Origin of the sequence: Acidovorax sp. LjRoot38 (genome assembly GCF_964252975.1) — a bacterium.
Taxonomy (GTDB): Bacteria; Pseudomonadota; Gammaproteobacteria; order Burkholderiales; family Burkholderiaceae_C; genus Acidovorax; species Acidovorax facilis.
Genome location: NZ_CAXUPT020000022.1, coordinates 24826 through 50996 on the forward strand (window position 1 = coordinate 24826; position 26171 = coordinate 50996).

Annotated in this window: 26 protein-coding genes; 12 read left to right on the top strand and 14 right to left on the bottom strand. The window is 63.9% G+C overall.

Annotated elements, in window-relative coordinates; translation table 11 throughout:
* Positions 1–64: 64 nt before the first annotated feature.
* Genes ACSQ22_RS24745 through ACSQ22_RS24760 form a run of 4 tightly spaced genes read left to right on the top strand, consistent with a single transcriptional unit; the run spans position 65 to position 3419 of the window.
* Positions 65–322: a type II toxin-antitoxin system Phd/YefM family antitoxin gene (locus ACSQ22_RS24745; protein ID WP_142145376.1), complete on the top strand. Its 258-nt coding sequence runs from the start codon at positions 65–67 to the stop codon at positions 320–322.
* Complete coding sequence (locus ACSQ22_RS24750; protein ID WP_055398149.1) at positions 319–753, top strand: type II toxin-antitoxin system VapC family toxin; 435 nt, start codon at positions 319–321, stop codon at positions 751–753. Before ACSQ22_RS24745 ends, ACSQ22_RS24750 begins: the two co-directional genes overlap by 4 nt.
* Positions 754–765: 12 nt before the next feature.
* Positions 766–2385, top strand: a complete 1620-nt coding sequence (gene guaA, locus ACSQ22_RS24755; protein WP_436131817.1) for a glutamine-hydrolyzing GMP synthase — start codon at positions 766–768, stop codon at positions 2383–2385.
* A 32-nt stretch (positions 2386–2417) separates the two neighbouring features.
* Positions 2418–3419, top strand: coding sequence for an acyltransferase (locus ACSQ22_RS24760; RefSeq protein WP_436131818.1), 1002 nt, complete (start codon positions 2418–2420; stop codon positions 3417–3419).
* 65 nt (positions 3420–3484) lie between these two features.
* Here ACSQ22_RS24760 and ACSQ22_RS24765 read toward each other — a convergent pair whose 3' ends face one another.
* Positions 3485–4387, bottom strand: coding sequence for a hypothetical protein (locus ACSQ22_RS24765; RefSeq protein ID WP_436131819.1), 903 nt, complete (start codon positions 4385–4387; stop codon positions 3485–3487).
* Between the two features lie 401 nt (positions 4388–4788).
* Here ACSQ22_RS24765 and ACSQ22_RS24770 point away from each other — a divergent pair, with 401 nt between their 5' ends.
* On the top strand, positions 4789–5859 hold the full coding sequence (locus ACSQ22_RS24770; protein WP_436131820.1) for a DUF6352 family protein: 1071 nt from the start codon (positions 4789–4791) through the stop codon (positions 5857–5859).
* Between the two features lie 100 nt (positions 5860–5959).
* Here ACSQ22_RS24770 and putA read toward each other — a convergent pair whose 3' ends face one another.
* Positions 5960–9706, bottom strand: a complete 3747-nt coding sequence (gene putA, locus ACSQ22_RS24775; RefSeq protein ID WP_436131821.1) for a trifunctional transcriptional regulator/proline dehydrogenase/L-glutamate gamma-semialdehyde dehydrogenase — start codon at positions 9704–9706, stop codon at positions 5960–5962.
* A gap of 138 nt (positions 9707–9844) precedes the next feature.
* Here putA and ACSQ22_RS24780 point away from each other — a divergent pair, with 138 nt between their 5' ends.
* The 3 genes from ACSQ22_RS24780 to rlmD all read left to right on the top strand — a co-directional run bounded on the left by ACSQ22_RS24780 (position 9845) and on the right by rlmD (position 12258).
* Positions 9845–10318 (top strand): Lrp/AsnC ligand binding domain-containing protein, encoded by a 474-nt coding sequence (locus tag ACSQ22_RS24780; protein ID WP_436131822.1) that lies wholly within the window; start codon positions 9845–9847, stop codon positions 10316–10318.
* Between the two features lie 109 nt (positions 10319–10427).
* The gene (locus ACSQ22_RS24785; RefSeq protein ID WP_228897911.1) at positions 10428–10739 is read left to right on the top strand and encodes a hypothetical protein; all 312 of its coding nucleotides are present in this window, start codon (positions 10428–10430) and stop codon (positions 10737–10739) included.
* A 55-nt stretch (positions 10740–10794) separates the two neighbouring features.
* Complete coding sequence (gene rlmD / locus ACSQ22_RS24790) at positions 10795–12258, top strand: 23S rRNA (uracil(1939)-C(5))-methyltransferase RlmD (protein ID WP_121420473.1); 1464 nt, start codon at positions 10795–10797, stop codon at positions 12256–12258.
* 61 nt (positions 12259–12319) lie between these two features.
* Here rlmD and ACSQ22_RS24795 read toward each other — a convergent pair whose 3' ends face one another.
* Positions 12320–12694: a hypothetical protein gene (locus ACSQ22_RS24795; RefSeq protein WP_055398140.1), complete on the bottom strand. Its 375-nt coding sequence runs from the start codon at positions 12692–12694 to the stop codon at positions 12320–12322.
* A 117-nt stretch (positions 12695–12811) separates the two neighbouring features.
* A complete protein-coding gene (locus ACSQ22_RS24800) occupies positions 12812–13507 on the bottom strand; it encodes a Bax inhibitor-1/YccA family protein (protein WP_055398139.1) in 696 nt (231 codons plus the stop codon).
* Positions 13508–13758: 251 nt separating this feature from the next.
* Here ACSQ22_RS24800 and ACSQ22_RS24805 point away from each other — a divergent pair, with 251 nt between their 5' ends.
* Positions 13759–14166 (top strand): GlcG/HbpS family heme-binding protein, encoded by a 408-nt coding sequence (locus ACSQ22_RS24805; RefSeq protein WP_121420472.1) that lies wholly within the window; start codon positions 13759–13761, stop codon positions 14164–14166.
* A gap of 290 nt (positions 14167–14456) precedes the next feature.
* On the opposite strand, the gene hemP is transcribed toward ACSQ22_RS24805, so the two are convergent.
* From hemP to ACSQ22_RS24850, 9 genes are all read right to left on the bottom strand, one after another.
* Positions 14457–14678, bottom strand: coding sequence for a hemin uptake protein HemP (hemP, locus tag ACSQ22_RS24810; RefSeq protein WP_055398137.1), 222 nt, complete (start codon positions 14676–14678; stop codon positions 14457–14459).
* A gap of 268 nt (positions 14679–14946) precedes the next feature.
* Positions 14947–15357, bottom strand: a complete 411-nt coding sequence (locus tag ACSQ22_RS24815) for an ExbD/TolR family protein (RefSeq protein ID WP_055398136.1) — start codon at positions 15355–15357, stop codon at positions 14947–14949.
* Positions 15358–15360: 3 nt separating this feature from the next.
* Positions 15361–16080 carry a MotA/TolQ/ExbB proton channel family protein gene (locus ACSQ22_RS24820; protein ID WP_055398135.1) on the bottom strand — a complete coding sequence of 240 codons (720 nt, stop codon included), beginning with the start codon at positions 16078–16080 and terminating at the stop codon, positions 15361–15363.
* Positions 16081–16119: 39 nt separating this feature from the next.
* Positions 16120–16809, bottom strand: a complete 690-nt coding sequence (locus tag ACSQ22_RS24825; protein WP_436131823.1) for an energy transducer TonB — start codon at positions 16807–16809, stop codon at positions 16120–16122.
* 98 nt (positions 16810–16907) lie between these two features.
* Entirely contained in the window at positions 16908–17180 is a 273-nt protein-coding gene (locus ACSQ22_RS24830; RefSeq protein ID WP_055402706.1) for a (2Fe-2S)-binding protein, read from the bottom strand.
* A 162-nt stretch (positions 17181–17342) separates the two neighbouring features.
* Entirely contained in the window at positions 17343–18488 is a 1146-nt protein-coding gene (locus ACSQ22_RS24835; RefSeq protein ID WP_436131824.1) for an alpha-hydroxy acid oxidase, read from the bottom strand.
* Positions 18489–18615: 127 nt separating this feature from the next.
* Entirely contained in the window at positions 18616–19308 is a 693-nt protein-coding gene (locus tag ACSQ22_RS24840; protein ID WP_436131825.1) for a Fe2+-dependent dioxygenase, read from the bottom strand.
* 78 nt (positions 19309–19386) lie between these two features.
* Positions 19387–21510: a TonB-dependent receptor gene (locus tag ACSQ22_RS24845; protein WP_436131830.1), complete on the bottom strand. Its 2124-nt coding sequence runs from the start codon at positions 21508–21510 to the stop codon at positions 19387–19389.
* 348 nt (positions 21511–21858) lie between these two features.
* Positions 21859–22179 (bottom strand): SWIB/MDM2 domain-containing protein, encoded by a 321-nt coding sequence (locus tag ACSQ22_RS24850; protein WP_055402700.1) that lies wholly within the window; start codon positions 22177–22179, stop codon positions 21859–21861.
* A gap of 402 nt (positions 22180–22581) precedes the next feature.
* On the opposite strand from ACSQ22_RS24850, the gene rraA reads away from it, so the two are divergent.
* A complete protein-coding gene (gene rraA, locus ACSQ22_RS24855; protein WP_436131826.1) occupies positions 22582–23097 on the top strand; it encodes a ribonuclease E activity regulator RraA in 516 nt (171 codons plus the stop codon).
* Positions 23098–23117: 20 nt separating this feature from the next.
* Here the strand turns inward: rraA and ACSQ22_RS24860 are convergent, their stop codons facing one another.
* A complete protein-coding gene (locus ACSQ22_RS24860; protein WP_436131827.1) occupies positions 23118–24080 on the bottom strand; it encodes a DMT family transporter in 963 nt (320 codons plus the stop codon).
* A gap of 38 nt (positions 24081–24118) precedes the next feature.
* On the opposite strand from ACSQ22_RS24860, the gene ACSQ22_RS24865 reads away from it, so the two are divergent.
* A complete protein-coding gene (locus tag ACSQ22_RS24865; RefSeq protein ID WP_436131828.1) occupies positions 24119–24541 on the top strand; it encodes a gamma-glutamylcyclotransferase family protein in 423 nt (140 codons plus the stop codon).
* A 265-nt stretch (positions 24542–24806) separates the two neighbouring features.
* Positions 24807–26138 carry an isocitrate lyase gene (gene aceA / locus ACSQ22_RS24870; protein ID WP_055402695.1) on the top strand — a complete coding sequence of 444 codons (1332 nt, stop codon included), beginning with the start codon at positions 24807–24809 and terminating at the stop codon, positions 26136–26138.
* The last annotated feature ends 33 nt before the right edge of the window (positions 26139–26171 follow it).

Below are 26171 nucleotides of genomic sequence, written 5' to 3' on the forward strand. Positions count from 1 at the left end.
AAAAATCTGGTCAGACTGATATAGTCTGATCTGAATTCACCATTCAGGCCAGACTTTTTTATTTATGCAGTCCGTTGGCATCTACGAAGCGAAAAGCAGGTTCTCTGCCTTGATCGAACTGGTCGAGCAGGGCGAGGAAGTGCGCATTACGCGCCATGGCAAAGAGGTGGTGCGCATGCTTCCCGTGCGTCGGCGCCCAGTGATTTCTGACGAGCAGATTGCGCGCGAGTTGGGCCAGATGGATGCGCTTCATGCCAGCATTCAACCCGCAGGTTCATCGACGGTGGATAGCCTGCGTCGCACAGGTCGGAGTAACGCATGACCGCCTTCGTGCTGGATGCCTCGGTCACCGCCGCCTGGCTGCTGCCTGACAGTGCTAGCGAACATACCCGCCGTCTTTACACCCTTATCCGCCGCGATGAGGTGGAGCCCCAGGCGCCCAACCTCTGGCACTGGGAGTGCCACAACATCCTGGCCAGTGGCGTGAACAGCGGGCGCATCCCCGCCACATCTGTCGAAGGCCTATGGGGCGTACTCGAAGCCATCCGCCACCGGGTGGAGCTCCATGAATTGGCCCCTGCCCAGCACAAGGCCGTGCTCGACGTGGCACTGGAGACCGGCCTGCCCACCTTTGATGCGGCCTATCTGTGGCTCGCCCGCTCGCTGCGCTTGCCCTTGGCCACCTTTGATCCCCAACAGGCCGCTGCCGCACGGCGCAGCGGTGTCCCACTTCTCGACCTCTCCCGTCTCTGACGGACCACCACCATGCAACACCAGAAAATCCTCATCCTCGATTTCGGCTCGCAAGTCACCCAGCTCATCGCCCGCCGCGTGCGCGAGGCCAATGTGTACTGCGAAGTGCACCCTTGCGATGTGACTGACGAATGGGTGCGCGACTATGCCAAGGACGGTTCGCTCAAGGGCATCATCCTGTCGGGCAGCCACGCCAGCGTGACCGAAGACACCACCGACCGCGCGCCGCAAGCGGTGTTCGATCTGGGTTTGCCCGTCTTGGGCATCTGCTACGGCATGCAGACCATGGCGCAGCAGCTGGGTGGCAAGGTTGAAATGGGCCACAAGCGCGAGTTCGGCTTTGCTGCCGTGCGCGCGCGCGGCCACACCGCACTGCTCAAGGACATCGCCGACTTCACCACGCCTGAAGGCCACGGCATGCTCAACGTGTGGATGAGCCACGGCGACAAGGTCACCGAGCTGCCCCCGGGCTTCAAGCTCATGGCCAGCACCGACAGCTGCCCCATCGCCGGCATGGCCGATGAAAGCCGTCGCTTCTACGCCGTGCAGTTCCACCCCGAAGTCACGCACACCGTGCAGGGCAGGGCGTTGCTGGACCGTTTCGTGCTCGGCATTTGCGGCACCCGTCCCGACTGGGTGATGCGTGACCACATCGCCGAAGCTGTGGAGCAGATCCGCCAGCAGGTGGGTGATGAAGAAGTGATCCTGGGTCTCTCGGGCGGTGTGGATTCGTCCGTGGCCGCCGCGCTCATCCACCGCGCCATTGGCGACCAGCTGACCTGCGTCTTCGTCGATCACGGCCTGCTGCGCCTGAACGAAGGCGACATGGTCATGGACATGTTCGTCGGCAAGCTGCACGCCAAAGTGATCCGCGTGGATGCGAGCGACCTGTTCCTGGGCAAGCTGGCGGGCGTGAGCGACCCCGAAGCCAAGCGCAAGATCATCGGCGGCCTGTTCGTGGACGTGTTCAAGGCGGAAGCCGCGAAACTGAAGGCGGGCGACGGGGGCCACAAGGGTGCCACCTTCCTGGCGCAGGGCACGATTTACCCCGATGTGATCGAGAGCGGCGGGGCCAAGAGCAAGAAGGCCGTCACTATCAAGAGCCACCACAACGTGGGCGGCCTGCCCGAGCAGTTGGGTCTGAAGCTGCTGGAGCCCCTGCGCGATTTGTTCAAGGACGAAGTGCGCGAACTCGGCGTGGCCCTGGGCCTACCGCCCGAAATGGTCTACCGCCACCCCTTCCCCGGCCCCGGCCTGGGCGTGCGCATCCTGGGCGAAGTGAAGAAGGAATACGCCGACCTGCTGCGCCGTGCCGACGCGATCTTCATCGAAGAGCTGCGCAACCATGTCGACGAAGCCACTGGCAAGACCTGGTATGACCTCACCAGCCAGGCCTTCACCGTCTTCCTGCCCGTCAAGAGCGTGGGCGTGATGGGTGATGGCCGCACGTATGACTACGTGGTGGCGCTGCGCGCCGTGCAGACCAGTGACTTCATGACCGCCGACTGGGCTGAGCTGCCCTACGCCCTGCTCAAGAAGGTGTCGGGCCGCATCATTAACGAAGTCCGCGGCATCAACCGCGTAACGTACGACGTGAGCAGCAAGCCGCCAGCGACGATCGAGTGGGAATAAACAAGCACTGTCACGCCAAAGACCTAGAAACAATGATCTGGCTTGATGTAGCGAGGGTCGTCTCCATCATGGCCGTGGTGGTCCTGCACGTGGTCGGCAGCGTGGTCACTCTGGCGGCGTTGGGTTCCCCTGGTTGGTGGTACGGCAATCTGTACGACGCCCTCGTGCGCTGGTGCGTGCCGGTGTTCGTGATGGTGAGCGGCGCGTTGTTGCTCGACCCGCGCAAGACCGAGGGCGTGGCCGAGTTCTACCGCAAGCGGGCGGCACGGGTCCTGCTGCCAATTGCCTTCTGGAGTGCTGTCTACATTCTTTGGAACCACCGGGGTGCCCTGGCCGAGCTGCGCGCGATGGATGTCTTGCACAGCGTTGCCAGAGGGTGGCCTCACTACCACCTGTGGTTCCTGTACATGATCCTGTGCCTGTACCTGTTCGTTCCCTTCCTGAGGACGCTGGTGCGCAACACAAGCCGGCGCGATCTGTGGTGGCTTGTGGCCTTGATGTTTGTGCTGTCTGGCGTGAACGAGTTTTCCCGCGTCTTTTCTGGCGATGGGGCGGGCCTTTTCATCAACTGGTTTCTGCCGTATCTGCCGTATTTCCTCTGTGGCTACCTGATCCAGACCAGTGACAGGAAAATCCCCCTGGCTGTGTTGATGGCGGTCTTTGGCTTGGCTGTGGCGGTCACCGCCGTGGGCTGCTACTGGCTGGGCCGCGCGCAGGGGCTGGACAGGGGACTGTATTTCTATGGCTACCTGAGCTTTTCCGTCATCCCCATGTCGATCAGCTTGATGCTGATGCTCAAACAATGCACCTTGGCGGGGGGATGGGCGCAGTGCGTTCAGAGGGTTGCTCCGTTAACGCTGGGCGTCTATCTGGTGCACCCGATTTTGCTGGAATCGTTCAGGGAATACGGTTTCAAGCCTGAGGACCACGCGCCGCTGCTCACGGTGCCGCTTGTGGCCGCTCTGGTGTTTGGTGGCGCGCTGGTGGTGGCGCTGGTGTTCCACCGTACCCCCTGGTTGAAACGACTCATTTAGGAAGACCATGCCGGACCACGTCTTCCCCGCCCTGGGAAGACGGCAAACCCCAGGCCAGGCCGCGGTCAGGCCCTGGCTTCACCGGTGACCGGATCGTAGGCGGTTCCGTCGAAGTTGATGATGCTGTTTGTGGCCGAGTCGTAGGTGGTCAGCCGGTAGGTGTCGGCACCTTTGCCGTCCAGACCGATGTAGGGCGCTTGGGCCAGAACCAAGCGGTTGTCTTGGGGGACTACCCCATCAGCCGTCCATTTATTGCTCATCAGCCATTCAGAGGGATTCACGCCCTCAGGCGTTGCGACGGTCCCGTCCGTGCGCATCTTGGCGAGTGTCGGGTCCATGTTGAAGCCTTCGGCCGCCAGCAGCATGTCGGGGTTCTTCTTGTAGAACGAGGCGGTCTCCGACGGCATTGCGGTCAGGTCGCTTTTGACGAGCGTCGAGCCATCCGTTGGGAATTGCGACAGTTTGCCGCTGCGAATGGCTTCGTAGTCCGCCGCAAACTCGGGGTGGTTCTTGAAGAACATGTAGCGGCCAACCACCTCCTGGTCGCCTCCGCTCAAAGACATCGCTGTCATCCGCACATAGTCCGGCACTTCGTAGTCTTCGGCAAACGTATCGCCCAGGCCACGCTCCCAGGCGCGGAATTCTTCCAGGTTGCTGAAGGGCGCCTTGACTGCGGCCTCGGTGGTCCCGGTGTCCACCGCACCTTTGGTGCTGTAGAGGGCGGCGGTGGATTGGTAGGGTTTGGTTTGTGCGGCCACCGTGGTGGCCCCTGCGGTGCTGGTGCCAGTCGCTTTTCCCTGTGCAGCCTCGGCAGACAGTTGTTCCAGCGTGGTCTGCAATTCTTTGAGAAAGGTGACAGGGTCCGCGCCCGCGTGGTTCTGGGCCGTGCGCTCTGCCGCCTTGGCCGCCATGGAACTGGAGACGCCCAGGGACGTCAGCATGTTGGTGGCTTGTGAAATATCGAGCATGTTGCGACTCCTCGGGTGATCTGGCAGTCCATGGTGTGGCATCGGGTGGATCACCGGGCCGATGGGGGTTCTGTGGACGTTGCCTTGATAGTCCCTGAATTCGATCAGGCCAATCCCGGGGTAAGCAGCGGAAAAACGGTGCTTTTCGAGAGGAGGGGGCCCCCTTTGCGCCCATGGGGCGGTATGGGTAGCGAGAGGCGTTCGCACACAGCGTAAGGCGTGAGGAGTGCGACAACTACACTCACGGACTGTGTCAACGCCGCGTCGCAACTTCCCGTGAAGCCACTTGTTGCCCACCCACATTCACCCCAGCATTCACCTCCCGTCTTCCATGGTCCGACCCTTGACGCTTCCCACCGCGCCGCCACAACGTTCTTCTTCCTGGGGCAGAGGTCCTTCGCATGACGCCAGCTGCTGATTTCTGGCCCGGATGTGGCTTTCAGGCGCTGGCCCGGGATGCGCGCGGCTGGCTGGTGCCTTCCGATGAATACCTGCAGTGGCTGCTTGCCCGGCCTGAACTGGCGCTGGTGCCAGAGTCCTGCGCCGCCGAGATCGCCCTGCACGAATCTCTGGCGTTATCGCCTGCACGGGTGGTTTTGTCGGCCGAACTGGCAGCGGTGCAGGACGACGACGCCCGTGAAAACTACACCGTGTTCCTGCGTTTTCGCGATGGCCTGCTGGCCGCCGGCACGCTGGAGGCGTACTACTTGCAGCTCATGCGCAGTGGGGTGGTGAACGTGCCCGCCGTGTTCATTGACGCCGTGGTGCAGGCCCTGCTGCGCAACCTGCTCGACAACTGCAACGACGCCTTCGAAGCACGCGCTGCCGAAATGCTGTTTCGGTCGCAGCGCATTACCTTGCAAGACGGGCAAATGCTGGCAGGCGACCGGGCGACGCTCGACATGCTCAACGAGACCGCGGGCCTGGGCGAGGTGGGCCGCTTGCTGCTGCAAAGCGGTGCACTGCAGCCCACGGCGCAGGTCAAGGTGCTGTCGGCCGACAATGCGGCGCAATATTGGCGGGAGAGTGACCGCCACCACTTTCTGCTCGACCTGACCCATGAGCTGACGCAGGACCTGAGCCATGGCCTGACCTTCAAGATGACCCGCGCCCGTTCTGGCCTGAAGGCGCTGGCGCGGGTGCTGGAGCGCTGGGTCGGCCACTTGCTGGGCGTGCAAGTGCAGATCGAGCCTGTGCACCAGGTCACCGACAGCGCGTGGCGCTGGCATGTGGGGCTGGATGTGGAGTCCACCGCCATCCTTAACGACCTGTATCAGGATCGGCCGGTGGATGGCGAGCGCATGGCGCGGCTGGTGAGCCTGTTCACGCTGACCTTTGCCAACCCGGCCGAGATGCGTGCCGATGTGGCGGGCAAGCCGGTGTACCTGGGGCTGGCGACCAACGCCGAGGGCGTGGTGCGCATCAAGCCGCAGAACCTGTTGCTCAATCTGCCGCTGGCATCGGTATCTTGAGTGCTATTAAATTAATAGCTAATAGCGCTTGATGAATAAGCGCTAGCAGCCAATTTTATTCAAATTTCTCCAGGTTGGATGATGGCCCGATGCTGGGCCCTCATCCAATTGTCATCAGGCTCGCGTTGCCGCCCGCTGCGGCTGTGTTCACGCTCAGCGCGCGCTCGATCAGCAGGCGCTCCAGCGGGATGTCCGTGGCACCGGGCTGCAGTGCCGTCACACCCACGATAGGCCCCGCGCGGCGGGCGAGGGCGGTGCACACGGCCTGCAGCGAGGGGGCGTCGCCGTGGTGCAGCACGGCATCCAGCTCCAGCGTGCCGTCGTTCAGTGTGTTGTCCTGCAGCTGGATCTGCGCCTGCACCAGCGTGGGCAATGGCGTGCGCAGGTTGGCCTGTGCGGTGGGCCACAGAGCCGTGCCACCGCTGGCGAGCACGGCCGCAGTCTGTACCAGCAGGTCATCCACACTTCGCGCCAGGCACAGCACGCGGCCACGTGGGGCCAGGGTGTAAACATTGCGCTCGCCCGTGGGGCCGGGCAGGGTGCGGGCGGTGCCGCTTTGGGTTTGCTGGGCAAACTGTTGGCAGGTGTTGGCCAGGGCTGCATTGCCCTGGAGCTGCGCCCATTGCTGCAAGGTGGCCAGAGGCGCCAGCAGGCGCTCGCGCACTGCCTCCTCGGGCGGCGTAGTGCGGTCGGCGTCGGCAAAGGTGCGCGCCAGCGCATCGGCCGGGCGCTGCGACACCAGGCGCAGCAGGTACAGCGGCCCGCCTGCCTTGGGCCCCGTGCCCGACAGGCCCTCGCCGCCAAACGGCTGCACGCCCACCACGGCACCGACCATGTTGCGGTTGACGTACACGTTGCCAGCGTGGGCCCGGTTCACCACACGGGCAATGGTTTCGTCGATGCGGGTGTGCACGCCTTGCGTCAGGCCGTAGCCGGTGGCGTTGATCTGGTCGAGCAACTGGTCCAGGTCGTTGCGGGCGTAGCGCACCAGGTGCAGCACGGGGCCGAAGACTTCGCGTTGCAGCTCGCCGATGTGGTTCAGTTCGATCAATGTGGGGGGAACGAAGGTGCCTTGTACGCTGGCGGCCGACACATGGTTCGGGTGCTGGAACACCCGATGGCCCTTGGCCTTGAATTTCTCGATGTGCTGGGCGATGCCCGCTTGTGCTTCGGCGTCGATCACCGGGCCCACGTCCACGCGCAGCTCGCCAGGGTTGCCCACGCGCAGTTCACCCATGGCACCTTGCAGCATCTCCACCACGCGGTCCGCGGCATCTTCCTGCACGCACAACACGCGCAGCGCCGAGCAGCGCTGTCCTGCGCTGTCAAAGGCGGACGACACCGCATCGCCCACCACCTGCTCGACCAAGGCGGACGAGTCCACGATCATCGCGTTCTGCCCGCCGGTTTCGGCAATCAGCGGGATGGGACGGCCTGCAGCGTCCAGCCGCCCGGCCACGGTGCGTTGCAGTATGCGCGCCACTTCGGTGGAGCCAGTGAACATAACGCCCATCACGCGGGCGTCACCGATCAGGCGCGCGCCCACGGTTTCGCCCTGGCCGGGCAGCAGTTGCACCGCCGCACGGGGCACACCGGCTTGCCACAGCAGGCGCACGGCCTCGGCGGCGATCAGCGGGGTTTGCTCTGCCGGCTTGGCCAGCACGGGGTTGCCAGCGGCCAGCGCGGCCGCCACCTGGCCCATGAAGATGGCGAGCGGGAAGTTCCAGGGGCTGATGCAGGCCACGGGGCCGAGCGGGATATGGGTGGTGTTGTCGAAGGTGCTTTGCGCCTGGGCCGCGTAGTAGCGCAGGAAGTCCACGGCCTCGCGCACCTCGGCCACGGCGTTGCTGGCGCTTTTGCCCGCTTCGCGCATCAGCAGGCCCAGCAGGGGCTGCATGCGGGCTTCGAGCAGGTCGGCGGTGCGCAGCAGCGCGGCAGCACGCTCGGCGGGTGGTGTGGCGGCCCAGGGGGCTGCTGCTGCCTGGGCGTGGGCCAGAGCCTGGTCTACGTCGGCTGTTGTGGCTTCTTGCACCTGGCCCACCACATCGCTGTGGTCGGCGGGGTTGCGCACGGGCTGGGTGGGGCCTGCGGGCAAGTCAGTAGCCAGCAGGGGCGCTGCCGTCCAGGCGTGGCTTGCCGTGGCTTGCAGGGTGGTGGCCAGCTCGGTCAGCGTGTTTTCGTTCGACAGATCCAGCCCGCGCGAGTTGGTGCGATGCGCGCCATACAGGCCCTGGGGCGTGGCAATGCGGGGGTGGGGCAAGCCCGCAGTGCCTTCTGCCGCAGCTTGCTGGTCTACGACCTGCACGGGGCTGCGTACCAACTCATTCAGTGCAATCGTTTCGTCAGCAATGCGGTTCACAAACGAGGTGTTGGCGCCGTTTTCCAGCAGGCGGCGAACCAGGTAGGCCAGCAGGGTTTCGTGCGTGCCCACTGGGGCGTAGATGCGGCACGGGCGGCCCAATTTACCGGCGGTGATGGCCCCCACCACCTGCTCATACAGCGGCTCGCCCATGCCGTGCAGGCACTGGAACTCGTACTGCCCGGCGTAGTAGTTGCTGCCCGCCAGTTGGTAGATGGTGGCCACCGTCTCGGCGTTGTGGGTGGCGAACTGGGGGTACACGGCTTCGGGCGCGGCCAGCAGCTTGCGTGCGCAGGCGATGTAAGAAATGTCGGTGTGCACCTTGCGGGTGTAGACGGGGTAGTCCTCCAGCCCATCAACCTGGGCGCGCTTGATTTCGCTGTCCCAGTACGCGCCCTTGACCAGGCGCACCATCAGTCGGCGCTGGGTGCGGCGCGCCAAGTCCACCACATAGTCGATGACGAACGGGCAGCGCTTTTGGTAGGCCTGGATGACAAAGCCAATGCCGTTCCAGCCCGCCAGCGTGGGCTCGTGGCACAGGCGTTCCAGCAGGTCCAGCGACAGCTCCAGCCGGTCGGTTTCTTCGGCGTCGATGTTCAGGCCAATGTCGTACTGCTTGGCAAGGGCCGTGAGGCGCAACACCAGCGGATACAGCTCGTCCATGACCCTGCCAAACTGGGCGCGGCTGTAGCGCGGGTGCAGGGCCGAGAGCTTGATGGAGATGCCCGGCCCTTCATAGATGCCGCGCCCAGCAGAGGCCTTGCCAATCGCATGGATGGCTTGCTCATACGACGCGTAATAGCGCTGGGCGTCTTCGCCGGTCAGCGCGGCCTCACCCAGCATGTCGTACGAATAGCGAAAGCCCTCGGCCTCCATCGTGCGGGCGTTGCGCAGCGCTTCGTCGATGGTCTCGCCGGTCACAAACTGCTCGCCCATCATGCGCATCGCCATGTCCACGCCTTTGCGGATCAGCGGCTCGCCGCCCTTGCCGATCAGGCGGCTGAGCGAGTTCCCCAGGCTGCCTTCGCTGTGCGTGGCCACCAGCTTGCCGGTGATGAGCAGGCCCCAGGTGGCGGCGTTGACGAACAACGAAGGGCTCTTGCCCAGGTGGGCATCCCACTGGCCGTGGCTGATCTTGTCGCGGATGAGCGCGTCGCGTGTGGCCTTGTCGGGGATGCGCAGCAGCGCCTCGGCCAGGCACATCAGCGCCACGCCTTCTTGCGACGACAGCGAAAACTCCTGCAGCAGCCCCTGCACGATGCCCGCGCGCCCGGCGCTGGCCTTGCGTTCGCGCAGTGCCTTGGCAATGCGCAGGGCCAGTTGCTGGGCCGACGCTGCTTGATCAGCAGGCAGGCGGGCCTGGGCCAGGAGTGGGGCCAGTGCTTCGGGCTCGGGGCGGCGGGTAGCGGCGGTGATGGCTGCGCGCAGCGGGTTGGAGAGCGGCGTGCGGGGCGCGAAGTCTGCAAACGGGGCGGAGGGCTGCGTCATGACGGAGTCTTTCAGGGGTTTGGCGGGGCCCAACACGGGGAAAGTGTTGGTGGGGCGCGTTATTGGCGATGATCCTTGGGTTGGTGGTGAATAAATGGTCGAAAATTGGCTTCTACACCGAATTAATCGCTAATCAAGATGCAAGCAGAACCCGATCTCGACCGGATTGACCGCAAGATCCTGTCAATCCTGCAGGAAGACGGCCGCATTGCCAACCTCAAGCTGGCCGAGGCGGTGGCTCTGTCGCCCACGGCCGTGCTGGCGCGCGTGCAGCGCCTCATGCGGGATGGCTTCATCCTCGGCTACGAGGCGCGCCTGAACCCCCTGAAGCTGGGCGCGGGCATGCTGGTGTTTGTGGAGGTGCTGCTGGACCGCACCACGCCCAATGTGTTCGACCAGTTCAAGGCCGCCGTGCAGGTGCACCCCGAAATCATGGAATGCCACATGGTGGCGGGCGGGTTCGACTACCTGCTCAAGACGCGATCTGCCGACATGAATGCCTACCGCGTGTTTGCGGGCAACGTGCTGTGGCAACTGCCCGGCGTGCGCGAGACGCGGACCTATGCGGTGATGGAAGAGGTCAAGCACACCAACCATCTGCATCTGCGGTGAATGCCACGGGGTTCGTGCTGCCGCGCCGCAGCCTCCAGCGGCCACATTGGCGTTGCCTGCCAAAGCCCGCATAATGCCCGGCAGACCTGTCAGATTGAGGAGAAGAACCATGATCCGCTTTCCATACGCTGCTGCTGCCCTGCTGGCGGCGGCCTTTTTCAGCCAGTCGGCTGCAGCCTCGTGCTACGTGGTTTACGGCCCCGACCAGGACATCGTGTACCGCGCCCCCCAGCCACCGGTGGACCTGTCCTACCAGATCCACCAGACCCTGCCACAGGTTGCCCCGGGCTCCACACTGGTGTTCTCGCCTGACAACCACAACTGCGACCTCCCCATCAACAAGCTTCCCCTGGCGTCTGCTCAAGGGGCTACGGGTTCCATGGGCATGGGCGGTCGTCCCGCCCGCGCAGACCGCAGCTGAGCGCCCGGTTCAGCGGCCCGTGCGGGGGCTGTCCCGGGCCTGAGACAATCGGGGGATGAGCGAACCGAAAGAACTATCCCCCTCGTTTGAACCCACCGCGCAGGATTCCCAGAGCGACTTGCCCGAAGGCTGGCTGCAAGTGCAGTCCATGGACCTGGATGCCCAGGGCGTTGCCCGCAAGCCCGACGGCAAGGTGATCTTCATCGACGGTGCCCTGCCGTTCGAGCTGGTCACCGCCAACACCCACCGTAAGAAGAACAACTGGGAGCAGGCCAGCCTGGTGGCGATTCACCGCGAATCGTCGCAGCGTGTGCGCCCCGGCTGCCAGCACTTTGGCCTGCACGCCGGTGCCTGCGGTGGCTGCAAGATGCAGCACCTGCACGTGGGCGCCCAGGTTGCCGTCAAGCAGCGCGTGCTCGAAGACAACCTCTGGCACCTGGGCAAGGTCAAGGCCCAGACCATGCTGCGGCCCATCGAAGGCCCGTCCTGGGGTTATCGCTACCGCGCCCGTTTGTCGGTGCGCCATGTGATCAAGAAGGGCCAGGTGCTGATCGGTTTCCATGAGCGCAAGAGCCGCTATGTGGCCGACATGCAGCAGTGCCCCGTGCTGCCCCCCCATGTGGACGCCATGCTGATGCCCTTGCGCGCGCTGATTGCCGGCATGGATGCGCGCGACACCTGCCCCCAGATCGAACTGGCCTGCGGCGACACCGTAACCGCGTTGGTGCTGCGGCACCTGGAGCCGCTGAGTGCGGATGACCTCGCCCGGTTGCGCGCCTTTGCGGCCGAACACCACGTGCAATGGTGGCTGCAGCCCAAGGGGCCCGACACGGTGAAGCTGCTGGACGAAGGGGGCGAGCTGCTGTCATATGCGCTGCCGGACTTTGGCATCACCATGCCGTTCAAGCCCACCGACTTCACCCAGGTGAACCCGCACATCAACCGCGTGCTGGTGTCGCGTGCGCTGCGCCTGCTGGATGTGCAGCCGCACGAACGCGTGATCGACTGGTTTTGCGGTTTGGGCAATTTCACGCTCCCACTGGCCACACAGGCGCGCGAGGTGCTGGGCATCGAAGGCAGCGAGGCCCTGGTGGCCCGTTCGCGCGAAAACTATGCATTGAATCAGGCCGTGGCGCCTGACCATAAAGCGCTAGCAGCTACTGATTTTGTAGCGCGCAACCTGTTCGAAATGACCCCGGAAATGCTGGTGGCCGACGGATCTGCCGACAAATGGCTGGTGGACCCACCCCGCGAAGGGGCGTTTGCCCTGGCCAAGGCCCTTGCCGACATCGAGCAGGCGCGCATCGGCGCCGAAGGCGCGGGCCCGCTGCCAACAGGGGCGGAGGGCTGGGCCCCGCCGAAGCGCATCGTCTACGTGAGCTGCAACCCCGCCACACTGGCGCGCGACGCCGGGCTGCTCGTGCACCTGGCAGGCTACCGGTGCACGGCGGCGGGCATGGTGAACATGTTCCCGCACACGGCACACGTTGAGAGCATGGCGGTGTTCGAGCGCGACTGAGCGAAGGGGGGAGGCCGATGACGGCGCTGCCTGCCTCCTCAGGTGTCGATTGCGGGACGGGCTAGCTGCGATTGCGGCTGGCAGCCGGGTCGCGTGGCTCGGTTTCGATGTCGCTGGATCGTTCGGTGCGCTCGGGTTTCTCGACCTTGCCGAGCACTGACGGTGCGCCTTCGATCTTGTTTTCGCGCATGTAGGCGTCCATGTCCTTCCACCCGGCAAACACCGAGGCCTTGGGGGCCTTGGGGTTCAAGGTGTAGCAGTCTTCCAGGCCCCGCAGCGCGTGGCGGCAGGCGCCGCCGATGGCCTTGGCTTCCTCCTCGCGCTGGGCGACGCGCGGATCCGGGCCCAGGCCGGGAATCTTGTCGCAGGCAGTCAGCAGCAGGATGCTGGAAAGAGCCAGCAGCCGTAGTGCGGTGGAGGAAGGTTTGCGATACATGTACTTGCATTATCGGCACGCCGTGCGCGCTATTGAGCCCCGGGCTGTGCAAAGCCGCAAGAAAAAAGGCTCCCGAAGGAGCCTTTGAGGGAAATCACCTGCTTGCAGGTGCGCGGGTTACTCGCGCTCCCCGCCCATGATGCCCAGCAGGGCCAGCAGGCTCTGGAACACGTTGAAGATGTCCAGATACAGAGCCAGGGTAGCGCTGATGTAGTTGGTTTCGCCGCCGTCCAGGATCTGCTTCAAGTCATACAGCATGTAGGCGCTGAAGATGCCGATGGCCGCCACCGAGATCGCCATCATGCCGACCGAGGAGCCCACGAACACGTTGATGACAGCGCCGACCATGAGCACCAGAGCGCCCACCATCAGCCACTTGCCCATGCCCGACAGATCGCGCTTGATCACGCTGGCCAGGCTGGCCATCACGAAGAACACGCCTGCGGTGCCGGCAAACGCCGTCATGATGAGGTCGGTACCGTTCTTGAAGCCCAGCACCATGCCGATCAGGCGCGAGAGCATGAGGCCCATGAAGAACGTGAAGGCGAGCAGCACAGGCACGCCAGCGGCCGAGCGCTTGGTCTTTTCGATCGCGAACATGAAAGCGAACGCGCCGCCCAGGAACACGATCAGGCCCACGCCGCCGCGCAGCGACTGGGTGATGCCTGTGGCAACGCCCACCCAGGCGCCGAGCACCGTGGGGATCATGCTCAGTGCGAGCAGCCAGTAAGTATTGCGAAGCACCTTGTGGCGCTCTTCCTGCGAGATGCCATAGCCCGCAGAGTGGCCCAGGGTGGTGACTTGGTCATTCATCTTGTGTCTCTCCTTGTTGGCCTGCACAACGCAGACATGACAAATTTTAGGTGGTGATGGTTTTTGGCCCTGCAATACCCGCATCCGGTCACCTACTTTTGGTAAGGGTTCTTTCACCCTGGTTGGGGGTGAAGGGCGGTTGGGATGCCGCTATGCTTGCCGCTTCTTGTGCCGGGCTGGCCCGTTGGCAGCCCGCACAGCCTCCATTTCATCTCTCTATTTCTCTACTTTTCCATTTCTCGGATCGCACCATGAAAACCAAACACGAACTCGAACTGGCCGACGTCAAGGCCGTCGCCGCAGCGGCCGAAGCCGAAGCCCTCAAGAACAACTGGGCAGTGACCATCGCCATCGTCGATGACGGCGGCCATCTGCTGTGGCTGCAGCGCCTGGATGGCGCCGCAGCGGTGTCGTCCCACATCGCCCCGTCCAAAGCGCGCACGGCCGCATTGGGCCGTCGTGAGAGCAAGGTGTACGAGGACGTGATCAACGGTGGCCGCACATCCTTCCTGAGCGCCCCCACGATCGACGGCCTGCTCGAAGGCGGCGTGCCGATCCTCAAGGACGGCCAGTGCCTGGGCGCCGTGGGCGTGAGCGGTGTGAAGTCCACGGAAGATGCGCAGATTGCCCGCGCCGGGATTGCAGCGCTGGGGCTTTGATACCCGCGGGTTGCTGGAGATTGCTTTAAAAATAATAGCTGCTGGCGCTTTTCCATCAAGCGCTAGCAACCAAAAAAGCTTTAAACCTTCAGGGCAGACCAGCATCTCCCATAAAAAAACCGGCCACTGGCCGGTTTTTTTATGGGGTTCGATGAATCCTGGGGCGAGGAGAGCTGGGGAGAAAAAAAGCCTGGCTACGCGGGCGAACCCGTTGGCTGGCAAAAACGACCCTTTCGAGCTTGTTGCAAGCCCGGGAGTCGCCCCACGATGAAACTTGGTTCCTGGTGCAATTACTTGGTGAGGATGAGCTTGCCCAGCTTGGTGGCCTGCAGGCGATATACCGAGCCGTTGTGGCTGATCGCTACCGCTTTCTGACCCTGAAGCAGGGCACTGCTGTCCACGGCGCCAGCCACTGCGTCGGCAGGGTGGGGCGTGTCGCGATCCGTGCGTGGCACGGGCAGGTCTGAAGGGGCAGTACGCAAGAGCGAGGCGGCGGTCAGTGTGGCTTGCATGAAGAGTATTCCTGTTGCGTTGCAGTGCGTTTTGTTAATGATAACGATTCGCAATTACGAGTCAAGCGGGTTTGGTGTTTCTTTTTGTTGTTTTTTATGGCCTGTGCGACCCTGAAAAGACTTTGAACAGGTTCTGAGGGCCTTCAACGCCTGTGCCCGGGCAGCGTCGCTGCACCGGGCACAGGCGTAAAAACGTTCTTGAAGGTGACCTGCAGGCGGTGCTGATTCGGGCGAAATGGATTCACTGCGCCTGTAAAGCCCGACCCACTCAGGACTGGGGCTCGGTCACGAACCCAATCTTGCGCACGCCGGCCCGCTGCGCTGCGGCCATGGCCTGGGCCACGAACTCGTAGCGCACGTTCTTGTCGCCCCGGATGTGCAGGTCGGGCTGGGGTTCCTTGGCGGCCTCGGTCTGCAGGCGGGGGAAGAGTTCTTCCTCCGTGACCTCGAACTCGTTCCAGAAGTACTTGCCATCGGCCGACACCGACAGGCGCACGGTCTCGGGCTTGATGTTCTCGGGCTGGTTGGTAGCGCGGGGCAGGTCCACGTTCACCGAGTGTTTCATCACCGGCACGGTGATGATGAAGATGATGAGCAGCACCAGCATGACGTCCACGAGGGGCGTCATGTTGATCTCGTTCATCACGTCATCGGCATCGTCTTGGGTTCCGAAGGCCATGGCTTAGCCACCTTTCTTCATGGGCAGGACCTTGCCTTGCTCGCCGGGCGCATTCACGCGGGCGCCGGTCACAAAGTAGGCATGCAGGTCGTGCGCAAAGCTGTTGAGGCCGCCCAGGATGGACTTGTTGCCACGCACCAGCGCGTTATAGCCCAGCACGGCGGGGATGGCCACGGCCAGGCCCAGGGCGGTCATGATCAGCGCCTCGCCGATGGGGCCGGCCACCTTGTCGATGGTGGACTGGCCCGAGGTGCCAATGGCCAGCAGCGCGTGGTAGATGCCCCAGACGGTGCCGAACAGGCCGATGAACGGGGCGGTGGAACCCACCGAGGCCAGGATGGCCAGGCCCGATTGCAGGCGTGCAGTGAACTCGTCAATGCAGTTGCGCAGGCAGCGGGTGACCCAGTCGCTCACGTCCAGGCTGTCGTGCAGGTGGGCCTTGGTGTTGCGGTGGTGGGCGGTGGCTTCGCGGCCTTCCAGCGCCAGGTGGCGGAAGGGGTTGGTGGGGTCGGCGCCCAGCTTGGTCAGGCCGGCGGCAAAGTCTTCGCTGTGCCAGAAATCCTGTGCGGCGCGGGCGTGTTTCTTGAACTTGATGATGTCCAGCGCCTTGATGAGGATGACGATCCACGAGGCCAGCGACATGGCCAGCAGCAGGATGGCGACGGCGCGGGTGACAAAGTCACCCTGGATCCAGACGTTGGCGATGCCGAATTGCGATTCCATGAGAAAACTCCCTAAAGCGATGATTGGTGGTGAATGCGGTTATTCGAGAACGAAATTGACAGGGACCAGGTTCCACATGGTCTCGGGCACGCCGTTGCGTTTGCCGGGCACGAAGCGCCAGCGCATGACGGCCTCCTGGGCCTGCCGGTCCAGGCGGTCGAAGCCGCTGGACTTGTTGATTTCCACCTTCTGCGGGGTGCCGTCGATGCCGATCAGTACGCGCAGCACCACCTTGCCCTGTTCGCCCATGCGTTTGCTGATGGCGGGGTAGCTGGGCTTGGGGTTGTTCAGGTAAGCGGCGTCGCTCGACGGCAGCTCGATCTTGGGCGGTGCGGGCGGAGCCGGGGGGGCTGGCGCAGGCGCTGGCGGGGCCACGGGCGCCTCAATGGGCGGCGCAGGTGGCTGGGGTGTGGTGATGCCCGTGGGGGCGTTGGGCGCCGGGGTGGGGTCGGCAATGGCCACCGGCATGGGTGCGGGGCGCGGAGCCACCTTGGGGGCGGGCTTGGGCGGTGGGGGTGGCGCTGGCGGCTGGGGGGTGACCTTGGGCGGAGCGGGGGGCGCGATGAACTCGGTCAGCAGTTCTGCTGGCACGATGACTTCGGCTGCCTTGCGCAGCAGGCCCGATTGCAGGGCCCAGAGGCCCGCAACATGCAGTGCGACGACGGAGCCCACGATCACGGTATTGCGGCTGAGGCCCCCGGGGGTGGCAAATCGATCTGGGTGAGACATAAAAATGATAGCAGCTAGCGCTTGTAAATCAAGCGCTAGCGCCCTAAAAGACCTCGATTATTTGCGAAAGATCCACCAGGCCGAGCCTGCGACGAGGATCAGGCTGCCTGCGAGTGTAGAGAGGAGTTCCATGACTTGCTTTCCAGGATGGAGCTGGCAAGCTGGATCGTTTTCGGCGCTGCCTCATTGTGCAGGGCGGCCACCGGACTCGATGCACTGCACTGCGCCACCACATCCCGGGCGCAGCTTTCGCAGCACCCGCATTGGGTGGCCACGCCCAGTTCGAACTGGATTTCGTCAAAGCTCATGCCTGCACGTGCGTGGCGGGCAATCTCACGGTCGGAAATCCGGCGGCAAACACAGACGATCATGGCGGCAGGCAGTGTGGCTGGCTGTTGAAGGTGATCTTATTATAAATACGAATCTATCGCATTTGCAATAAATCATTCCTGCCGTCAGGGGGAAGGGCGTTGATCGCCATCAACACTTCTCACCGGCCCAAGGCTATTCGCCAGCGGCCACGGCGGCGGCCCTCACCGGTTGGGGCGAAGGGCTGCGTCTTCTCCGACATCCAGCAGCGCAGGCGTGGCGTCGGTCAGCGTGGCGCAGCCGGTGAGCGCCATGGCAACTTCCAACTCGTCGCGCAGCAGGCGCAGCACATGGGCTACGCCTGTGGCCCCCGCATTGGCCAGGCCCCACACGGCGGGGCGCCCCACCAGCACGGCAGATGCGCCCAGCGCCATGGCCTTGAGCACATCGGTGCCGCGCCGGATGCCGCCGTCCACCAGCACCGGCACTGCGTCGGCCACGGCCTGCACCACGCGGGGCAGGGCGGTGGCGGTGGCGGGCGCGGTGTCCAGCGTGCGGCCACCGTGGTTGGAGACGATCAGGCCCGCCGCACCCGCTGCCACGGCCTGGCGTGCGTCGGCTGGGTGCAGCACGCCCTTGAGCAGCACGGGCAGGCGGGTGATGGACTGCAGCCAGGCCACGTCGTCCCAGGTGGGCGCCTGGTACAGCAGCCCGTCAAACAGCGCGCTCTGGCCGGGGCGCAGGTCGGGTTGTGGTGGCGGGGGCAGGCCCGCCAGGTTGACCGGGCCCACGCCGGGTGGCAGCCGGAAGCCTGCGCGCCGCTCGCGGTCGCGCACGCCGCTGGTGGGGGCATCCACCGTGAGCACCAGGGCTTCGTAGCCCGCCGCCTCGGCCCGCTGCACCAGCGCCTGCGTAAAGCCCCGGTCGTGCTGCAGGTAGAGCTGGAACCACAGCGGGCCGCGCCCCGGGTCGGGCTGCACCGCGCCGGCAACGGCTTCGAGCGACACGCTGGCCTGGGTGCTGAGCACCACACCCGCGCCCAGTGCGGCCGCTGCGTAGGCCATGGCCAGTTCGCCATCGGGGTGGGCCAGGCGCTGGAAGGCGACCGGTGCCAGCAGGATGGGGTGGGCCAGCGTGCGCCCCAGCAGCTGCACCCGGGTATGGCCGCTCGCCAGCGGCCGCAGCACGCGGGGCCACAGGGGCAGAGTGTCCCAGGCGCTGCGGTTGGCGCGCAGCGTGATCTCGTCGCCCGCACCCCCGCTGAAGTAGGCCCAGGCGTTGTCGTCCAGCTGCTGGCGCGCCAGCAGTTCATGGTCGGCCAGGTTGGCGATCTCGGGCGGCAGTCTGTGGCGGGCGGGGGTGTCAGTCATACCAATAAAAAAAAGCACCTTGCGCGCGTTCAGTATGCGCGAGGTGCTATTGAAATAGGAGTAAATCTGGCAAGGCAGGGGCCACGGCGCGAAGGGGGCGTGGAGCCTGGATGCCAGGAGAGGCGGGTCACACGTCGGCCCACATGCGCAGCAGGTTGTGGTACGTGCCCGAGAGCGCAATGACCGCCGGGTCCGTCTCGCCCACGCTCTGGCGCAGCCGCAGCAGCGACATGTCCATGTCGAACAGCAGCTGCCGCTGCTCCAGCCCGCGCACCATGCTTTCGACCCAGAAGAAGCTGCTGATGCGCTGCCCGTGTGTGACGGGCGACACCTGGTGCACGGTGCTGCTGGGGTACAAAACCATGTCGCCCGCTGGGAGCTTGATGCGTTTTTCGCCCCAGGCTTCGGTGGCCACGAGTTCGCCGCCGTCGTATTCGTCGGGCGGGGTGAGGAACAGCGTGCACGACAGGTCGCTGCGCACCCAGCCGTTGTCAGCCTTGGAGTGCATGACGGCGCTATCGACATGGTTGCCGTAGGCGTTGGCGCCACCGCCGTAGTGGTTGAACAGCGGGTTGTAGATGCGGCGTGGCAGGGCGGCCGAGAAAAACAGTGCGTTGCGGTGCAGCGCTGCCTTGACCAGGCCCTGCAGCTGGGCCGACAGCTCGCTGCCCTGGGCCAGTTGCCGGTTGTTCTTCTGGTGCACGGCCTGGCCGCCTGCGCTGCGGGCACCATCCACCCAGGGGGTGTCGGGGGCCCAGAGCTGTTGCCGGAAGAAGGCGACTTCTTCGGCGGTGAGAACGTGGGGGATGTGCAGAAACATGGAGGCCGATTGTGACGCCGCCCCAGTGAAGGGGCGGCGTCGTTTCGTCAGAACATCAGCGCATCAGCGCATCGAATGTCAGAAGCGCGTCTTGATGGACACCTGCACGGCGCGGGGTGCGCCCGGCGTGTAGAAGCCACGGTACAGGCCGTCGGCGTAGGTGCGGTCGAACAGGTTGCTCACGTTCAGCTTGAGCGTGGTCTTGTCGTCAAACGCGTACTCGGCCATGGCGTCCATCACGGCAAAGCCGCTGGCGTACACCGCACGCGAACCCTCGGGGTTCTGCTTGCTGCGGTAGGTCAGGCCTGCGCCCACGCGCAGCTTGGAAGTGACGGCGTAGGTGCTCCACACGCTGCCGCTGTGCTTGGGCGTGAGGCCGGGGCGGTCGCCCTGCACCTGCGCGCCACCACCGTTGGCGGCCAGTGCCACGTTGCTGCGGTCGATCTTGGCCGAAGGAATCCAGGTGTGGTTGGCGAACACTTCCCACTGGGGCGTAAGACGGCCAGCCAGGTTGAATTCCATGCCGGTGGCGTGGCGCTTGCCGGACAGCAGCTCTTGCTGGGCAGCGGTGTCGGGGTCGGTGTTGCGCTCGTTGTACTTCTCGCTGCGGAACACGGCCACACCCAGCAGCGCGCGGCGCTCGAACAGCTCGAACTTGCTGCCGATCTCGAAATTGCGGCTCTTTTCGGGGTCGGTGTTGGCGGTGCGGGCCGTGTTGGCGCCGGGGTTGCCGAACTGGTAGGTGTCGCCCGAGGTGTTGTACGAAGTGCCGAACGACGCGTAGTACGAGACCAGCTCGCTGGGCTGGAACAGCAGGCCCACGCGGGGGCTGACCAGGCTGTCGGAGCGCGAGTTGCTCAGTGCGCCGGTGGCGTTCTTGTAGGAGGCCTTGAAGTTGTCATAACGCAGGCCACCCACCAGCTTCAGGGTGTCGTTCAGCGCCATCGTGTCCTGGAAGTACAGGCCCAGGTTGCGCGACTTGAAGGTGTTCCACTGCACGGGCGCGCGGCCATCGGCCACCCAGGCGCCATCGTTGGGCGAGCCGACGGTGGTGGTGGGGCGGGTGGTGGTGTTGGGGTAGTTCTGGTTGCGCTTGGCATCGTCGTCGAAGTAATCGACGCCCGCCAGCACGGCGTGCTTCTTGCCGCCCCAGTTGAAGGTGTTGCTGTAGTCGCTTTGCACCTGCAGCACGTCGCTCTCGCCCAGGCGGCCCTTGGAGCCACGGGTCAGCACGGTGTTGCCGTTGATCTGGTCGAGCGTGATGGCGCTGTTCTGGAAGCCGATGGTGCTGGCCAGCAGGTCGCGCTCGTAGGTGCCGTAGCGCAGGCGCGTGTTCAGCTCGCCGTTGTTGTCAAAGCGGTGGATATGGCCCAGCGTGACATGCTGTGCCGAGGTGTTGTTGTGGTCGCTGGCCAGGCCATAGTAGTTGCGGGCTTCCAGCGGCGTGTTGATCTTGCCGTCCACCACGCGCCAAGGGTGGTTGTACAGCGGGCGGCCCTTGGATTCGAGGTAGTACAGGCCGATGGAGAACTCATCGCGCGTGCCGATGCCCCAGGCGAACGTGGGCGCAATGCCGCGCTTGTCCTGTTTGGCGCCGTAGTTGTCGAACTCCTGCACCATGGCGTTCAGGCGGAGGGCCGCGTTCTCGCCGGTCTTGAAGTTGAAGTCGCCCGTGGCACGGTGGTATTGGCCGGTGCCGTAGGTGTACGAGGCTTCGTGCTGGTCGATCAGCAACGGGGCCTTGTTGACCTGGTTGACCACGCCGCCAGTCGAGCCCTTGCCAAACAGCATGGATGCCGAGCCCTTGAGCACTTCGACGCGGTCGAGGTTGAAGGTGTCGCGTTCGATCAGCGGCGCATCCTTCATGCCGTCCACATAGATGTCGCCCGCTTGGCCCAGGGAGAAACCGCGCAGGCGCACGTCTTCTTCACCCGTCTCGCCCGACTGGAAGGTCACGCCCGCAGTGTTGCGCAGCACCTCGCGGAAGTCGTCCATGTTGCGGTCGTTCATCTGCTTTTCGGTGAACACCGTCACCGACTGCGGAATGTCCTTGATGTCCTGCTTGCCCTTGCCGACCGTGGTCTTCTTGAGCAGCAAGGTGTCTTTGCCTTGCACTTCGGCGGCTTCTTTCACCGTCACGGTGGACAGGGTGGTTTCCTGGGTGCCGGTCTGTGCCATGGCGCCCACAGAGGCAGCCAACATGAGTGCGCCCAGCGGGAGCAGGGCCTTGTCGGACGACAGGCCGCGCGGTGTGGTGGACACGAAGGAAGGAGAAGATTGTTGTGGGCGCAGCACGGAGCTGCGGCGCTGAGCGCGTGGTTTTGCCAAGATGGCCTCCGTCGGTGGGGATGTGCTGATGGCGCGCGGGGCGCCAGGCGCAGGCGAGAGGCAGTGGCTAGGTCAACATGGCTGTGCTTCGACTTGCTTCATTATGTTACATCAAATGCGGGTCATTCTCATTTGCATTGATGTTAATGCACCACAGTCTGCCGGAGTACAGGCGAAAAAAAGCCGGCTGAGCCGGCTTCTTTGGTGCACCAGGTACGGGGATTATTTGACGTGCTTGCCAATCAGGCCAGCCAGCTCAAACATCGAGACCTGGGGCTTGCCGAACAGCTCCTTGAGCTTGGCATCGGCGTTGATGTTGCGCTTGTTGGTGGCGTCCTGCAGGTTGTTGGCCTTGATGTAGACCCACAGCTTGCTGATGATCTCCGTGCGTGGCAGCGGTGCCGAGCCCACCACGGCGGCCAGCGCGGGGCTGGGCGTGAGCGCTTTCATGAAAGCAGCGTTGGGGGTGCGCTTCTTGGCGGGGGCAGCAGCCGTCTTGGCTGCGGGGGCTGTTTTTGCCGGAGCTTTTTTTGCAGTTGCCATGTTGGGTTTTCCTTGTTGGAAGTAAATTTTCACCAGCGAAAACTAGGCTTTCCCACTGGCAGGCTGATGCTACTGGGAAAAAAACGCGTTTCCAAGGGAGAAACGGCTTTTTTTGCCTCGATTTGTAGCCGTGGTGCCGCGTGCAGGCCAATAAGTTGCCCACGCTGCGCTCCTGCCTTGACAAAGCGGCCTGCGCGGGCCGCGTTTGAGGGCCTGCCCCTGGGGCTGTATGACAATGCGGGGCAACCTGCGTGGCCCGGCGCCAGGAGGCTTCGCGGCAGAAGGTATCGAAGCGAAACGCGCGAGACCGGTTTATCGCACGTTGCAGCCGATGTTCCTTCTGCCGCGCAGCCTCCTAGCCGCTTTCCCTGTTGTTCATTCCGCCTGAAAGGCTTTCGAAACATGACTGCTGCACCTTCCTCCACCCCCTTCAGCACCTGTGATTTTTGCGACGAGCACAAGGGTGATATGAGCGGGTCTTTCCGCGTTTTGCCCCCCGTTTTCCAGAGTTTTGGCGGTGTGGCCGCGTTTGCGGGCCCCGTAAGCACCGTCAAGTGCCATGAGGACAACACGCAGGTCAAGGCTGCTGTGGAGTCACCGGGTGAGGGCCGCGTGCTGGTGGTGGATGGGGGTGGATCGCTGCGCCGCGCTCTGGTGGGTGGCAATCTGGCGGCTGCCGCTGCGCGCAATGGCTGGGCCGGCCTGGTGGTGGATGGCTGCGTGCGTGACGTGGCCGAACTGAACGCGGCAGCCGTCGGCCTTCGTGCGCTGGGGTTGATGCCATTGCCCACCGAGCGCCGTGGCGAGGGGCAGCGCGATGTGGCCGTGCAGATCCAGGGGGTCTGGGTGTGGCCGGGCGACTGGCTGTATGCCGATGCGGATGGCATCGTGGTCAGCACACAGCCCTTGGCTGCGTAGCGATCGCGGTCGGGCTGCCGTCAGCCTGCTTGATTGTCGCGTCGGCCGACACGCAGCGCTGTGCGTGAGGGCAGGGTGGCCAGCAGCATGCTGGCCAGCGCGATGGCAAATGCCGCCCATTGCCAGCCGGTCAGTGATTCGCCCAGCACCAGCACGCCGACCAGGGCCGCGCTCACTGGCAACATGACCGAAAAGACGCCGCCCTGAGCAGCCGGCACGGCCTTGAGCCCGGTCATCCAGAGCCACACCGTCCACACGCAGGCGGCCAGCGCGTAGAACACCAGCAGCGTCCAGGTGCCCCAGCCTACGGCGGCAAAGTCAAAATGCCAGGCGGCGTACAGCCCGAACGGCGTGGACAGCACAAAGCCCCACAGGTTGATGAGCGAGGTGATGCGCTTGGGGCCCAGACTGCTGGTGAGCTTCTTGCCGATCACCGTGTAAGCAGCTTCGCACACCACCGCGCCCAGCAGCAGCAAGGGCCCCAACCATGCAAGGTTTTGAGTATTTTGGGTGCCTGGCGCTTGTCCAATATGCGCTGAATGCTCTTGTTTTGATAGCGAAAACAAGGCAATACCCGCCACGGCACAAACCACGGCGGCCCAGGTGCGTGGCGCCACGCGTTCGCGCAAAAAGAGCCAGCCCATCACCGCCACCGCGGCGGGAATCGCGGCCAGGGTCACTCCGGCCGTGACCGCATCGGTGAGGCTCACGCCATAGATCATGCAGATGGTGAACAGGAAATTGCCCAGAAACGACTGTAGAAACAACAGCCGCCGGGTTTGTGGGGCGAGGGGCGGCTCATCCACAGGTTTGCGGAGCCAATGCAACATGGCTACGCCACCAATGCCAAAACGCATCCATGCGAGCAGAAAAACCGGCAGCACGGCGGCCAGCGGTTTGGACAGCGCCACGTAGCTGCCCACCAGCGCCATGCTGAGGGCCAGGCACAGGTAGGCGAAGGGGCGGCTGGGAGTGGTGTTCACTAGACTGGTGATCGCTCAACGAAAAGGAGGTGCGCATCATGCCCGACGAAACCGCGCCCGCCAGCCCTGCACGCCACGTCTTTGTCTATGGCACCTTGCGGCGCGGCGGATCCAATGACATCACCCGCCTTCGCCCGGCGCCAAGATTCATGGGGGCCGCCCAGGTGCCTGGGGTGCTCTACCACCTGGGGGCCTATCCCGGCATGGCGTTGGGCGGGCCCCTGGGGGTGGTGCACGGCGAGGTGTATGCCATCGAGCCAGCGCTGGAGGCCATTCTGGACGAGATTGAGGACCTGGGGGCCACCCCCAGTGACGAGTACGTGAAGCGCGAGATCGTGGTTGATGTGGGCGGGCAGGGCGTGCCTTGCCTGGTCTATGAGATCAATCCCCGGTATGTGGTCTCTGCACCCCGGATTGCCGGGGGGGACTGGCTGCAAGCGCCGCCTTTGGCCGCGTTGTGAATACTGGTCTATGTTTTTTTGCAATGCGGAATTTTGATTCCTCAATGTGGAATGCGATAGATGTTGCATTGCCGCATTTTTTCTCGATATGAGAAATCAATTTCTGTATTGAGAAATGCTGTGGTTAAGTTGTTGTTTTTCAAAGAGAAAATTTATCTCTTCTATAAGACATAAGAGCTTGCGCAAGTCTTATAGAAGACTTAAAGTTGTCTCCAAGGGCGGCACAAGCAGCCCGGCGTTTTCAACCAACCTCTGGAGTGATCTCATGCCCCAATCCCTCAACGAACAACTGAGCCGCGAACAGCAAATTGCCGCCCTGGAAAAAGACTGGGCGACCAACCCCCGCTGGAAGGGTGTGAAGCGCGGTTACAGCGCTGCCGACGTGGTGCGTCTGCGCGGCTCGTTGCCCATTGAGCACACGCTGGCCAAGCGCGGCGCTGAAAAGCTGTGGGACAAGATCAACGGCGGCGCCAAGAAGGGCTACGTGAACGCCTTCGGCGCCATCTCTGCCGGCCAGGCTATGCAGCAAGCCAAGGCAGGCCTCGAAGCCGTGTACCTGTCGGGTTGGCAAGTGGCCGCTGATGGCAACACCAGCGAAACCATGTACCCCGACCAGTCGCTGTATGCCTACGACTCGGTGCCCACCATGGTTCGCCGCATCAACAACACCTTCAAGCGTGCTGACGAAATCCAGTGGGGCCGTGGCATCAACCCCGGCGACAAGGAATTCATCGACTACTTCCTGCCTATCGTGGCCGATGCAGAAGCCGGTTTCGGCGGCGTGCTGAACGCTTTCGAACTGATGAAGAACATGATTCAAAGCGGCGCTGCTGGCGTTCACTTCGAAGACCAACTGGCTGCCGTGAAGAAGTGCGGCCACATGGGTGGCAAGGTGCTGGTGCCTACGCAAGAAGCCTGCGAAAAGCTGATCTCCGCACGTTTCGCGGCCGACGTGATGGGCGTGTCCACCATCGTTCTGGCCCGCACCGACGCTGAAGCAGCCAACCTGATCACGTCCGACCACGACGCCAACGACAAGCCCTTCCTGACCGGCGAGCGTACGCAAGAGGGCTTCTACCGCGTCAAGAACGGCCTGGAACAAGCCATCAGCCGCGGCGTGGCCTACGCCCCCTACGCCGATCTGGTGTGGTGCGAAACCGGCGTGCCAGACATCGGCTTCGCACGTGAATTCGCGCAAGCCGTGCACGCTGCCTGCCCTGGCAAGCTGCTGTCGTACAACTGCTCGCCATCCTTCAACTGGAAGAAGAACCTCAACGACAAGCAGATCGCTTCGTTCCAGGAAGACCTGTCGGCTCTGGGCTACAAGTACCAGTTCATCACGTTGGCCGGCATCCACATCAACTGGTTCAACACCTTCCAGTTCGCCCATGCATACGCCCAGGGCGAAGGCATGAAGCACTACACCGAGATGGTGCAGGAACCTGAATTCGCGGCACGCGAAAAGGGCTACACCTTCGTGTCGCACCAGCAGGAAGTGGGCGCAGGCTACTTCGACGACGTGACCACGGTGATCCAGGGCGGCTCGTCCAGCGTGAAAGCCCTGACGGGTTCGACCGAAGAAGAGCAGTTCCACTGATCTGAAATCCCCCGTACGGGGGATGGGGATACA